Origin of the sequence: Borreliella mayonii (assembly GCF_001945665.1) — a bacterium.
In the GTDB taxonomy this organism is placed as follows: Bacteria; Spirochaetota; Spirochaetia; order Borreliales; family Borreliaceae; genus Borreliella; species Borreliella mayonii.
The window spans coordinates 53551-66842 of record NZ_CP015780.1 but is presented as its reverse complement, the minus strand read 5'-3'; the positions used below and the strand labels follow the sequence as shown (position 1 = coordinate 66842).

The 13292-nt window shown below is 29.3% G+C and carries 14 protein-coding genes; 10 read left to right on the top strand and 4 right to left on the bottom strand.

Annotated features, from left to right (window positions below):
• Positions 1–5 precede the first annotated feature (5 nt).
• The 3 genes from Bmayo_RS00350 to Bmayo_RS00340 are packed head-to-tail and all read right to left on the bottom strand — an operon-like array spanning position 6 to position 2611.
• A complete protein-coding gene (locus Bmayo_RS00350; protein WP_075551799.1) occupies positions 6–467 on the bottom strand; it encodes a divergent PAP2 family protein in 462 nt (153 codons plus the stop codon).
• Between the two features lie 14 nt (positions 468–481).
• Entirely contained in the window at positions 482–1720 is a 1239-nt protein-coding gene (locus Bmayo_RS00345; RefSeq protein WP_075551798.1) for an aminopeptidase, read from the bottom strand.
• Complete coding sequence (locus Bmayo_RS00340; protein WP_075551797.1) at positions 1721–2611, bottom strand: Cof-type HAD-IIB family hydrolase; 891 nt, start codon at positions 2609–2611, stop codon at positions 1721–1723.
• 114 nt (positions 2612–2725) lie between these two features.
• Between Bmayo_RS00340 and Bmayo_RS00335 the strand changes: the two genes are divergently transcribed.
• The 5 genes from Bmayo_RS00335 (at position 2726) to Bmayo_RS00315 (ending at position 7726) form a co-directional block, all read left to right on the top strand.
• The gene (locus Bmayo_RS00335) at positions 2726–4504 is read left to right on the top strand and encodes an aminopeptidase P family protein (RefSeq protein WP_075551796.1); all 1779 of its coding nucleotides are present in this window, start codon (positions 2726–2728) and stop codon (positions 4502–4504) included.
• Positions 4501–5187 (top strand): hypothetical protein, encoded by a 687-nt coding sequence (locus tag Bmayo_RS00330; protein WP_075551795.1) that lies wholly within the window; start codon positions 4501–4503, stop codon positions 5185–5187. The genes Bmayo_RS00335 and Bmayo_RS00330 overlap by 4 nt, the downstream gene beginning before the upstream one ends.
• 35 nt (positions 5188–5222) lie before the next feature.
• The gene (def, locus tag Bmayo_RS00325) at positions 5223–5720 is read left to right on the top strand and encodes a peptide deformylase (RefSeq protein ID WP_075551794.1); all 498 of its coding nucleotides are present in this window, start codon (positions 5223–5225) and stop codon (positions 5718–5720) included.
• The gene (gene fmt, locus Bmayo_RS00320; protein ID WP_075551793.1) at positions 5717–6655 is read left to right on the top strand and encodes a methionyl-tRNA formyltransferase; all 939 of its coding nucleotides are present in this window, start codon (positions 5717–5719) and stop codon (positions 6653–6655) included. The genes def and fmt overlap by 4 nt, the downstream gene beginning before the upstream one ends.
• 63 nt (positions 6656–6718) lie before the next feature.
• Positions 6719–7726 carry a PASTA domain-containing protein gene (locus Bmayo_RS00315; RefSeq protein ID WP_075551792.1) on the top strand — a complete coding sequence of 336 codons (1008 nt, stop codon included), beginning with the start codon at positions 6719–6721 and terminating at the stop codon, positions 7724–7726.
• A gap of 50 nt (positions 7727–7776) precedes the next feature.
• Here the strand turns inward: Bmayo_RS00315 and Bmayo_RS00310 are convergent, their stop codons facing one another.
• Entirely contained in the window at positions 7777–8493 is a 717-nt protein-coding gene (locus Bmayo_RS00310; protein WP_075551791.1) for a 16S rRNA (uracil(1498)-N(3))-methyltransferase, read from the bottom strand.
• A gap of 73 nt (positions 8494–8566) precedes the next feature.
• Here Bmayo_RS00310 and trxA point away from each other — a divergent pair, with 73 nt between their 5' ends.
• The 5 genes from trxA to gap all read left to right on the top strand — a co-directional run bounded on the left by trxA (position 8567) and on the right by gap (position 13290).
• Entirely contained in the window at positions 8567–8920 is a 354-nt protein-coding gene (gene trxA, locus Bmayo_RS00305; RefSeq protein WP_075551790.1) for a thioredoxin, read from the top strand.
• Positions 8921–9002: 82 nt separating this feature from the next.
• A complete protein-coding gene (gene ybeY / locus Bmayo_RS00300) occupies positions 9003–9461 on the top strand; it encodes an rRNA maturation RNase YbeY (protein ID WP_075551789.1) in 459 nt (152 codons plus the stop codon).
• Positions 9462–10241 (top strand): hemolysin family protein, encoded by a 780-nt coding sequence (locus tag Bmayo_RS00295; protein WP_075551788.1) that lies wholly within the window; start codon positions 9462–9464, stop codon positions 10239–10241.
• On the top strand, positions 10238–12208 hold the full coding sequence (locus Bmayo_RS00290) for a tetratricopeptide repeat protein (protein WP_075551787.1): 1971 nt from the start codon (positions 10238–10240) through the stop codon (positions 12206–12208). The genes Bmayo_RS00295 and Bmayo_RS00290 overlap by 4 nt, the downstream gene beginning before the upstream one ends.
• A 74-nt stretch (positions 12209–12282) precedes the next feature.
• Positions 12283–13290, top strand: coding sequence for a type I glyceraldehyde-3-phosphate dehydrogenase (gap, locus tag Bmayo_RS00285; RefSeq protein ID WP_075552481.1), 1008 nt, complete (start codon positions 12283–12285; stop codon positions 13288–13290).
• Positions 13291–13292: the final 2 nt, after the last annotated feature.

Sequence of the window (13292 nt, the reverse complement as noted above, 5' to 3'; positions counted from 1 at the left end):
CTATGCTAGAAATAGCACACAATATATGCAGAGACTATTCCTATTATTATGCCCGTTAGAACCTCTTTTTTTTTGTGTCCTTTGACTACTTTTATTCTTGTTGTGTCAATTTTTATTTCTTTTTTTAATTTCTCTGATAATGCATTTAAATATTCTGCTTGAACTCCAGACATATATCTTACTCCGAAAGAATCTCTTATTGTAATAAGGGCAAATGCAAGAGCTATTATAAAATTTGTATCTATTCCTTCAGTTAGTGCAATTGAGGTTGAAAGAGCAGTTACTGTTGATGAATGACTGCTTGGCATGCCTCCTGTTTCTAGAAAAATTTTTTTTAAAAGATGTGTTGGAGTTAGTCTTAACTTTCTTGTTTTTACGGTTTGGATACCATATTTAATTACTTGAGCAGAAATTCCTGATACAAGACAAGATAAAAAAAGATCATTGGTAAGCAATGCCCCTATCATCATTAAGCCTCCTTTTATATTGCGAATTTACCAGCTTTTATGATTGTGTATTCTTTGCCATTTTTGTCTACACCAATGACATTTAAGTCATCGCTTCCAATCATTAAATCTGTATGTATTAATGAAACGTTACATCCGTAAGTTAGTTTATCAGCGTCAGTCTTTAAATCTTCTTCGTTGCTTAAACAAGATGGATATGCGGCTCCCAGTGCTATGTGGCAACTTGCATTCTCATCGTATAATGTGCTGTAAAAAATAAGATTGCTTTGGTAAATGGGGGAACTGCTATCAACTAATGCTACTTCTCCTATATATTTTGCTTGAATGTCGGTTTCAATGTGGGATTTTAATATTTCTTTTTGTTTCTCGCCATTACAGCCAAAGTCAACGACTTTTCCATTTTCGAATTTTAGCCATATTCCAGATATTAGTGTTTCAAGAACCATGACAGGGCGGGTGGCGTACACAATGCCTTTTGTTTTTTTATAGTTTGGAGTTGTAAAAACTTCTTCTGTTGGCATATTGGCATTAAATTCTATTTCTGTTCCTTTGACTTTTTCGCTTCCACCTGTCCATAGGGAAGTTTCAAGTAGATATACTTCCAAGTTTGTTTTTTCGTTTTTAAAAATTACCTTTTCTAGATTAAGTTCATTTAATGTTTTACATCTTTTATGAAGCCTTTCTCCATGGGATTCCCAATTTTTTATTGGATCTTCTCTATCAAGTAGTAATATTTTCTTTTGTATTTTGAAAAATTCTTCTAAAGTCTGACTTCCTTCTTTTTTATTTAAAACTTTGGAAGCCCATTTTGGACCTGGTGCACAAACAACGCACCAAGCTATTTTGTTGCTCATTATTGCTTGTGATAAGGTTTTATTTGCCAGATTTAATGCTTTTTGATAAATTGACATTTTTTGACCAATGCTTTCTTTTAGGTCTTCAAAGTTTTCTGTATCATCGACGTTTATTCTTGCCCATTTATCTTTAACCATTTCTTCTAAAAAGCTCTTCTCAGCATTTGGAATAAATTCCAAGCTGTCTTCTTGTGAGAATTTTAATCTTGATTTTAAAATATCGATGTCTTTAATATTTAGCTTGACATATTTAGCTCCATGTTCATAAGCTTTTTTTGCCACTATTTTCAAAAAATTATAATTCTCGATTGAACCTTGAATTAAAACGCATTGATTTTTTTGTAAATTAATTCCCTTTAAAATTATAAGCTCTGCATATTTTATTAAATCTTTCTCCATTTATTCCTCCTTAATAGGTTCTTCTAAAACATTTTCATTAATGTAGTGTGCAACAGCTTCTTCATCATTTGTTCCTATTACTTCTAAGTAAGGAAGCATTGCTTTTAATCTATAATTTGCATTTCCCATTAGTAAGCCCTTTTTTACATTTTCTAGCATATCAGTATCATTAAATCCATCGCCAAAAGCTATGGTTTCGCTTAAATCAATATTGATAGTTTTAAGAACTTCTTTTAAAGCATTTCCTTTGGAGACTTTATGATCTACAATTTCTAGTGAATTTGGAGTAGAAAGGTATGCATTTATTTCTCCTTTGTATTTCTCCAAAATCATTGCTTCATATTCTATTAGGTTTTCTTCTCTGCCAGCTAGTATTATTTTTGCAACATTTTCAAAATTTTCAAGTTCGCTAAAGTCTTTAATTTCCTGAATTTTATTGATTGGACTGACTATTTCATGTCTGAAAATATTGGATTCTTTTTGCAATTTTTGGCATTGATCAATTGCAATTTTAGTCTTGATGTCAATATTTAATTGGTCGTCGTGTTGATCTGCTTTATGTAAAAAATGAGGTATATGACCAAACTTCTCGTCTCTTAAATTTAAAATTTTCTTTACCACTTCAGCAGATAAATTATGACTTTTTATTAATTTCCATTCTTGGTTGTAAACTTTTGCTCCGTTTAATGTAATGAAAAAGGAAACTTGCAGTTGATCTATTTTTTTTGTAATTTGAATGATTTCATTCTTGCTTCTTCCTGTTGCTATTATGAATTTCTTTTTTTCTTTTGTTAATTTTTTAATTACAAGTTCTGTAAAGGCTCCAATATAGCTTTTTGATAGCAAAAGAGTACCATCAAGATCAGAGGCAACTGCTTTAATATTTTTCATATTTTATCCTTTAGAAGTTAATTTTAAGCTAAATTATATCAAATAAAAAATTTTTTTTAAATTGATAATTATTTGGTATACTAGTATTAGTAGAGTTGTATAAAGGGGATTTTTTTGGATATTAATAAAAGATTAGCTTTACTTAGAGATCATATGAGGGATAATGGAATTGATGCTTATTTGGTAGCAGGCTATGATCCTCATTTTAGTGAATATTCTCATGAAAGGTATAGCACTCGTAAGTTTATTACAGGTTTTTCTGGTAGCTTTGGTATAGTAATTGTAACATTATCTAAAGCTGTTCTTTTCACAGATGGTAGGTATTTTTTACAGGCCGAGCAAGAACTTAAGGGAACTAAGGTTGTATTGATAAAGCTTGGAGTAAAAGGGTTCCCTGATATTTTTACGTATATAAATTTGAATCTTCAAGAATCAAAGCTTGGAATTTATTCTGATGATATTAGTATAAAGTTTTATAAAGAGTTGTCTGAAAAATGTAAAAATACACATATCAAAGCTATAAATCAAGATCTAATTGATTTAATTTGGAAATCTAGGCCCCAGCTTGAGGCTAGTCGTATATTTGAATTGGCTGATGTTGAGAAGAATAATAGAAGAGCTGAAAAAATCAAATCCATTTGTTTGATCTTAGAAAAGAATTTGGCAGATTTTTATGTTATTACTGCTCTTGATGAGATTGCTTGGATTTTGAATTTAAGAGGGGCAGATGTTAAAAAATCAGCATTGTTTTATTCGTTTCTTTTGATATCTAGAAATAAAGATCTAAAAAACGTTCTTTTTATTGATATAAAAAAACTTGACTCAAATGTTAAAGAAGCGCTTGAAATGGAAAATTTTGAAATAGAGCCTTACAGTAATTTTTACTGTTTTTTAGATCAAATAAAGCATAAAGGTAAATTTTTTGTTTCATTTTATGTTAATGTTAGGGTTTTGAAAGTTCTTGGTGAGACTAATATTATTTTGGGAGAAAGTATTGTAAGTAATCTTAAGGCAGTAAAAACTGAATATGAGCTTCTTAAAATGAAAGAAGCTCATATTATTGATGCTATTGCCTTGATTAAATTTTTGCGTAAATTTAAAAGTCTTAATAAGGCTGAATTGGCTCAATTAGATGAAATAGACATTTCTGATATGCTTTTGCATTTTAGAAAATTAAATAAAGATTTTTTTAGTTCCAGCTTTGACTCAATAGTTGGTTTTAAAGAAAATGGAGCTCTTCCGCATTATAAGCCCAAAAGAGGTAAAAAAATAAATACTAAGGGTCTTCTTTTGATTGATTCTGGGGGTTCATATTTTGGACTTGGTACGACAGACGTTACAAGAGTTTTTTTAATAGGGAATGCTTCTGATGAAGAAAAGCATGATTATACCTTAGTTCTTAAAGCTTTCATTAGCCTTTCTTCTTTAAAGTTTCCATATGGATCTTCTGGAGCTTTTCTTGATGGAATTTGTAGATTACCGCTTTTAAAAAATGAATTGAATTTTATTCATGGAACTGGGCATGGTGTTGGGTTTTTCCTCAATGTTCATGAACTTCCAGTTTCGATTAGTCCTAATTCTAATTATTCTTTTAAAGGATCTGAGGTGGTTTCAATTGAGCCTGGTCTTTATCGAACATTTAGTCACGGAATAAGAATTGAGAATTTAGTTTTTGTAAGGCAAGCTTTTACAAATGATTTTGGAGCTTTTTTAGAGTTTGAAAATTTAACTCTTGTTCCTTTTGAAAAAGAATTGATAGTAAAAGAAATGCTTTCAGAAGATGAGTTAAATTATATCAACGATTATCATGAATGTGTGTTTTTAACCTTAAAAGAGCATTTTGATAATGAAGGAGAGTTGGAATTTTTAGCAAAGCTAACAAGTAAAATATGAGATTTATAATTTCATTTTTAATGATTTTAAATCAAGGATTTTCAGATTTGTTTTCTTTGTCGGAAGATATTATTTTTGAGAGTTCTTATGAGATTGCAATTAAAAAAGCTCAAAAATTGGATAAAAATGTTTTAATTTTAGTTGGCAGAGATATTAAAGAAAATTTAATAAAAGATTTTTTAAATTCTTTTAGAAATGATGAAGTTATTCACAAAGTATCTAAAAAAAGTGTTTTTTTAGTTATTGATAAGAATAATGAAATTTTTAATAAAATTAATCTACAAAAAAGTCCAACTATTTTTTTTGTTGATTCTAAGAATGAGCAAATAAAGGCAGCTTATGTAGGAGCTGTTTTGAGTAGTGTTCAATTTGATAGGGATTTTTTAAGCTATGTTATGGGAGCTATAAAATCAACAAGTGTTTTGAAAAAGCAAAAAGATTATGAAATTAATACTGTTAATGAGAGAACCTTTTTTTATAAAACATTAAAAGGGGATTGGCAATTAAAGTTTAATGGTAAAGACAGAAAGCTTGTTCTTTTTGATACAGATCTTAAAGAATTTTTAGTTTTTAAAGATATTAATGAAAACAAGCTTTATGCTATTCCTAAGTCCAGGATTGGTAATATTTATTTTTCATTATTAGGAAATGAGGAGTGGAAGCTTTTTGGAAAAATAAAATAAGTGTCTTTTTTTATTTGAAGGGAGGATGAGTTTTTATGAAAATGGTATTTTATCCTAATGATTTGCTTCGTGTTAAGACAAAAAAAATCAATAATATTGACGATAGGATTAGAGATTATGCTAAAAAGATGATAGAATTGATGGATATTAGCGGTGGAGTTGGGCTTGCTGCTCCTCAGGTAGGCCTCGATTTGTCGCTTTTTGTAGTTAGAGAGAATAAAATGGCAAAACCTTTAGTTTTTATAAATCCTTCAATCACAGAGACTTCTTATGAGCTTAGTTCTTACAAAGAAGGATGTTTAAGTATACCAGGGGTTTATTACGATTTAATGAGACCAAAGGCTATTGCAGTGAATTTTCATGACGAGAATGGAAAATCTTTTACTATAGAAAATTCTGATTTTTTGGCAAGAATTATTCAGCACGAAATGGATCATTTAAATGGAGTTCTTTTTGTTGATTATTACGAAGAAAAGCTAAAAAATAAATTGTTAAAGCCTTATATGAGAGAAAGAGGGCTTAAGGCAAAATGAAAATATTTTTTGTAAGCTCTTCTTCTATTGCTTTAGAAGTTTTTAAGGAGATTATAAAGCATTATGAAGTGGTGGGAGTTTTGACTTTGCCTGATAAACCTAAGGGTAGAGGGCAAAAGTTAAGTCAAAATGTAATAAAGGCAGAGGCTATTGCTAGGAATATTAAAGTTCTTGATCCCTTGATTCTTGATGATACTATATTAAGTTTAATTAGGGATTTGAATCCAGATTTAATGCTAGTTTTTTCTTATGGTAAAATTTTTAAAAAAGAATTTTTGGATCTTTTTTCAAAGGGGTGTATTAATGTTCATCCTTCTCTTTTGCCTAAGTATAGAGGCGTTTCTCCGATTCAATCTGCAATTTTAAATGGTGATTGCGTTAGCGGTGTTACTATTCAGAGTATGGCTTTAGAAATGGATAGTGGTAATATTTTAGTGCAAAAAGATTTTAAAATAAGATCTTATGATACAAGTTATGATATTTCAAAGCTTGTATCAAGTCTTAGTCCAAGCCTTGTTCTAGAAGCTTTGGAAAAAATTAGCAAAGGTTTTTTGGGAATTCCTCAAAAATCTAGCGAAGCTACTTTTTGTTCTTTTTTAAAAAAAGAATCTGGATTTATAGATTTTAATTTAAGTGCATTTGAGATTAAAAATAAAATTAATGCGTGCAATCCTTGGCCACTTGTAAGGGCTAGGCTTAATTATAGCGACATTATTTTTCATCGAGCCGATTTTTTGGATGTAGATTTATATAATGAGAGAAAGGTAGGAGAAATTGTTGATTTTAATTCCGAAAAAGGATTATTTGTTAATACCGGGAAAGGGATTCTTTTGCTTTTAGAAGTTCAAAGACCTGGAAGAAAGGTTTTGGATTTTAAGTCTTTTTATAATGGGAGTAGGCAGCTAATAGGACAAGTGTTTTCTTTAGTAGAATAGGAGGGATATATTAATTTTAATAATAATGACAATCTAGAAAATGAATTTTCTAATGAAGAGGAATTGTTTAAAAATAAATTAGATCTGACTCAGGGTGACAAGAATTGTAATAATGAAATGTTGATTTTACCCAAAGCTACAATCAAGGCATTGCTTTTGGTTATTTTTGGATCTTTAATTGTTTCTTTTGCAATTTTCTTTATGGTTTTAGAAAATAAGGAGATTGCAGTTGTTCCAAATCTTTATTCTCTTACTATTGAGGATGCTGTTATTGAATTGCAGAGAAAAGAGTTGATTCCTCACATTGAATTTAAATTTTCCTCAAGCGCTCTTGATAAAGGAAAGGTGATAGAGCAGGGCCCAAAACCAGGAACCGTTTTAAGACATGGTAATAAGGTTATAATTTTCATTAGCAAAGGGGCTATAATAAACAGAGTTGATAGTTTCATTGGCAAAAACATTGACGATGTTATTATCAATTTAAAGGCTAATTCTTTTGATAATTCTAAATTACTTTACCATATTGTTAAACCTCTTGAGGTTGAGAGCGAATTGCCAAAAGGCGTAATAATTCGTCAAAATCCATCACCAGGTAGTCAAATATCAAGTTTAACAGATCTTCAATTTTTAATTAGTAAGGGTAAAGATCGTTTGGACAAGCATGTTAAAAATTATATTGGAATTTATTATAAAGATGCAATTGCTTCTCTTTTGAATGATAGCATTAGTTTTGACATTGATTTGGCAAATACCGGCGATTTTGGAAATGTTATTTTTCAGTCTATTCCACCTGGAACCAAAATAAATGAATTGGATAAAATTTTAATTACTATTGCAAAGCCTAAGGTTGACGATAAAATTGTTTTTGGAATTTTGACTTATAAATTAAGGCAACATCCATCTTATGTTGATATATCTGTTAGGCTAAAAGGCTTGGATGATAAAAATTCTCTGATTTATTCCTTTAAGTCAAAAGGAGGGTTGATTAAATTGCCCTATGAGGTTTACAAAGGCTCTATAATTGAGCTTTATATTTATGATAAGCTTATCAATCAAACAGTTATAAATTAATTTTGCTTAAATAGATTGATTTAAAATAATAAAAAAATTCTAACATAAGATCATGTATTAATTAGTTTTGATGCAGTAATAATAGATGCAGCAATTATGGCTGTTTCTGTTCTTAGGATGTTTGGGGATATACTGTAAGAGGAAAAATTATTTTGTGTTATTAATTGTATTTCTTTTTCCGTAAACCCCCTCTCAGGTCCCACAATAATGGTTGCCTTGTTTATTTGTTCTATATCAATTAATTTTTTTTTGCTATTTTTTTCAAGTAATATTTTTATTTCAAAATTTTCTTGTTTAATATATTTAAGGCTGTCTTTTAAATTTTTCATAATTTTTATTTTTGGTAAGTACGTTATTCCTCCTTGCATTGCTCCGGCTATTAAATATTTTTCGCAGTCATTGTTTTTAAAGATTTTAGAATTTAAATATGATTTTTCAGTAAGCTCAGTGTTAAAAAAAATTATTTCGCATATTCCAATGCTAGCAAGTTCTTTTATGATTCTCTTAGCAACAATTGGTCTTATCATTCCAATTAGTACATTTAATTTTTTGAGTTTATTAGATTCCCCTATTTTAAAGATTTTCTTGAAGAATAGTTTTTTATCTTTTTTGTAAATGCAATGGTAAATGTTTTTTTCTCCAAGAATTCCAAATTTAAATTTGTCGTTATCTTTTAATTTTAAGATTTTAACAAGATGTTCTGCCCTAGTGTCATTAAGTGAAATTCCTGTTTTAAATTCATTAAAAGTTATTAACATTAGATTCATTTCTTATAATTCCTTATTATTAATATTGTATTTGTGATATAATTTTAAGTCGATAGGGGGTCATGTAAAATATATGGCTATTTCTTTAACCGAAGAAGATTTTGTTGTTAAGGTTTTTGATTATAAAAATAATAAAGAGTGGAGTTTTAGAGGCGATAGGCCCGCAATAATTGATTTTTATGCTAATTGGTGTGGTCCATGTAAAATGCTTTCTCCAATTTTTGAAAAACTTTCTAAAAAGTACAATAATAGCATTGATTTTTACAAAGTAGATACAGACAAAGAACAAGATATTTCTTCTGTGTTTGGAGTACAAAGTCTTCCAACTATTCTTTTTATTCCTGTTGATGGTAAGCCAAAGGTTTCTGTTGGCTTCTTACAAGAAGATGCTTTTGAAAACATAATTAAAGATTTTTTTGGTTTTTAGTTTGCAAAAAAAATAATTTAATTGCTATAGCAATTAATCATATTTGTAATTTATATATGAATTATTCTAGGGTATATTTAATTTGTCCAAATCTGATTTGAATTTATTGGTAGAAAATATTAAATTTGAACATCTTAGTGTTTTTTATGATTTTATTGTGTCTGTTTTAAATACTCTTTCTATTAGTGATTTTGAACTTTCAGTTATTCTTTGTGATAATGTTTATATACAAAAATTGAACAATAAATTTAGAAACAAGAACGAGCCAACGGATGTTCTCTCTTTTAATTATAATGAACTTAACGAAGATTTTGTTGATAGTATAAATTATAAAATACAAGGAGATCTTGTAATATCTTTTGAATATTTAAAATTTAGTGCCCAAGAGTTTAATGTTGAAATTTATGAAGAACTTCAGCGTGTCACTATTCATGGGATTTTGCATTTAATGGGATATAAACACGAAACTAATGATTTTCAAAACGAAGGTATGTTGATTCTTCAAGAAAATATCTTAAGAGAAAATAAAAGGGTATTTTAAATGTTGGGATTTTTTAATTTTAAAAACAAAAAGAAGAAAAAAGGAAGCCCAGAAAATGATCTTGAAGATAAGTCGAATATTGAGACTTCTTTGATAAAAAATTTCAATGCGCTTAAAGAGACTATTGTAAAAGAGATTATGATTCCTAGGATAGGAGTTATATTTGTTGATTATGCTAAAAGCAAGGACGAGCTTTTAAAGGTTGTAACATCTAGCAGTCATTCAAGATTTCCTGTGTATCATGGGACTATTGACAATATTGTTGGGATAATTCATACAAGAGACATACTATTGCATATGTGTAAAAAAGATTTCTATGAAATAGACTTAAAAGATATTATGCGAAAGGTTATGTTTGTTCCTGAAAGCAAAAAAACAGACTCTCTTTTAAAAGAATTTCAAGAAAATCATGTTCATATTGCAATTGTGGTTGATGAGTATGGTGGGGTTTCAGGGCTTGTAACTCTTGAGGATATTCTTGAAGAGATAGTAGGCGACATTCAAGACGAATTTGACAATGAGCTTGATGAAATAGTTTGTCTTGATGATGGGTCTTATCTTTGTGATGCAAGAATTTTAATAGAGGATTTAAATGAGAAACTTAATTTAAATTTGCCAAATGGAGACTTTGATACTCTTGGTGGTTTCGTTTATGATCTTTTTGGGAGGATTCCTTTGAAAAATGAAAAGGTGGAATATGACAATTTGGTTTTTTCGATTAAAAATATGCATCAAAGAAATATTAAGGTGATAAAGATTTCCGAGAAGGAAGGTTTATGAATTTTAATTGGCTTTTAATGTTATTCCTTTTTAATTTTAGTGTTCTGTTAGGAAGTGATACTACAGCATTAGGACATTATCAAAAGGCTCATGAGTATTATTTGTCTAAAAGGTATTATGATGCTATTGATGAGCTTGTTGAGGCTATAAAAATTAATCCCAATTATTATGAAGCTTATAAATTTATTGCATCAATTTATTATTCCCTTAAGATATATACTCAAGCGCAATTTTTCATAGAGAAAGCCTCTAAAATGTCTAATGAGGACACTGAGTATAAAATTCTTTATGCAAATATATTGTTAAAAAATAATAAAATTGATCAAGCAAAAAAAATCTATTCTGAGGTTTTAGTTAAACAAAGGAATAATATTGATGCTTTGGTTGGGCTTGCTTCAATTTTTGAAAAAAATGGATTATTTATAGCTGCTGCTAATTATTATTTGTCTATTCTTGATTATAGTCAAAATAATTATAGCGCTTTTGAACATCTTATTGATATTTATCAAAGGCTAGGAATGCATGACAAGATTAGGCATTTAATAAATAAAGTCAGGGTAAATTTTTTATCTTTTCCAGATTTTCATAAAAGAGTAGCTGAATTTTATATTAGTATTAATAATTTAGGGCTTGCTGAAAAGTATGCTTTAAATTATTTGGCTTTAATTGAAAGCTCTTATAAAGATTTTGGAGTTGTTGATGCATATAGATTGCTTGCGCTTGTTTATTTGCATGAATTTAAATATGAAGATGCAATAGAGGCATTACATAAAGCTATTTTGGTTAATAAAGATTCTGATGAACTTTATTATTTATTGGGGTATTCTTACTTAAAATTTGGGGATATTGAAAAGGCTATTTTGAATTTGGAGCGAGCTAAAAATCTTAAAAAAGATTTAGAATTTTATAATATTGCTCTTGAGGAAAGTTTTTTTGCATCTAATTTTAGAAATTTTTTAAAAAATAATTCCAATGCTAGAATTTCTAAGCATTATGAAAATGAGGGGTTTAAAGCTTTTAAATCTTTAAATTTAAACAAAGCATTGTTTAATGCAAAAAATGCTATTGATATTTGGCCTGATAATGATAGTGCTAGGTTTTTGCTTTCAAAAATATACAAGCTTATGAATTTAGATATTATGGCTTATGAGCAGCTTTTTTATTTAGCAAAACAGAGAAATTCTACTGATTCTAGAATTTTAGATTTTTACGATGTTGTGTCTTTTGATGTTAGAAAGTCTTTATTTTATAAATACGGATATAAAAGCATTGCTGATTTTAATAAGCTTTATGATGACAGAGTAGTTTATAAAATGGCTATTTTTACTCAAAGTGAGAATAAGTTTTTTGGAGCAAATGATTTGATATTAAGATACGCTGAAAGAGTGCTTGAGCGTAATTTAAATATGGAAATAGTTAACTATAATTTTGATTACAATAAAAATAGAGACTATCTGATTAATAATTTTTCTGAAGGATTTTCTTATTCAAGAAATAATAATTTGGATTTATTTTTAATTTTTGATTTTAAGGCGGATATTTTAAAAAATACAGCTACTTTAGTAGTAAATATTTTTTCAGGTAAAACAGGGATTAAGGTTGGTTCTTTCTCTTATGATGTGGGGGGTATTAATTATTTAAGCAATGCTTTAAATTCTCTTTCAAAAGATTTTCATGATTATTTGCCCAAAAAGGGCAAGATTCTTCAAATTAAACATGATGATGCTCTTATTAATCTTGGCCAAGTAAACGGTGTTGTAAAAGGTAATATTTTTTTGATTCTTAAAGAAGGTGCTTTAAACAGTGATACCAGAGATTCTGGTTTTATTGTTTACAAAAAATCAGATATTTTGGGGGAGATTTTGATTGAGGATATAAGTGATTATATTTCTAGAGGCACTATAAAATCTTCTACCTTTTTAAAGGATTATATTCAAGAAGGAGCCATTGTGCTTATAAAAAGATAGTTTGACACTTGTTATTAATTTGTGATTTAATAATTCTAGAAAGAATAAAATCAAAAAAAATTGGAGGATTTTTTATGAAATTGGCTATTAACGGCTTTGGGCGTATTGGTAGAAATGTTTTTAAGATTGCTTTTGAAAGAGGAATTGATATTGTGGCAATAAATGATTTGACAGATCCTAAAACTCTTGCGCATCTTTTAAAGTACGATTCGACTTTTGGGGTATATAATAAAAAAGTTGAGCCAAGAGATAGCGCTATTATTGTGGATGGGAGAGAAATAAAAATTATTGCTGAGAGAGACCCAAAAAATCTTCCTTGGGCAAAGCTTGGAATTGATGTTGTAATTGAGGCAACAGGTGTTTTTTCATCAGCAACTAGCGATAGAGGAGGGTATCTTGATCATGTGAATCATGCTGGTGCCAAGAAAGTTATTTTGACAGTTCCTGCTAAGGACGAAATTAAAACAATAGTTCTTGGTGTAAATGATCGCGATATTAACTCTGATTTAAAGGCTGTGTCAAATGCTTCATGTACAACCAATTGCTTGGCTCCTCTTGCAAAAGTGCTTCATGAATCATTTGGAATTGAGCAAGGACTTATGACAACTGTTCATGCTTATACTAACGATCAAAGAATTTTGGATCTTCCTCATTCTGATCTTAGACGAGCAAGAGCTGCTGCACTTTCTATTATTCCAACTTCAACCGGTGCTGCAAAAGCAGTTGGACTTGTTTTGCCTGAACTTAAGGGAAAGTTAAATGGGACTTCAATGAGAGTGCCCGTGCCAACAGGTTCAATTGTTGATCTTACAGTTCAACTCAAGAAAAAAGATGTTACAAAAGAAGAGATTAATTCTGTCCTCAGGAAGGCATCAGAAACACCTGAGCTTAAAGGTATCTTGGGGTATACGGAAGATCCAATTGTGTCTTCAGATATAAAGGGGAATTCTCATTCTTCTATTGTTGATGGTCTTGAGACAATGGTTCTTGAAAATGGATTTGCAAAGGTGTTGTCATGGTATGATAATGAGTTTGGATATTCTACAAGAGTGGTTGATCTTGCTCAAAAATTGGTAAAATAAGT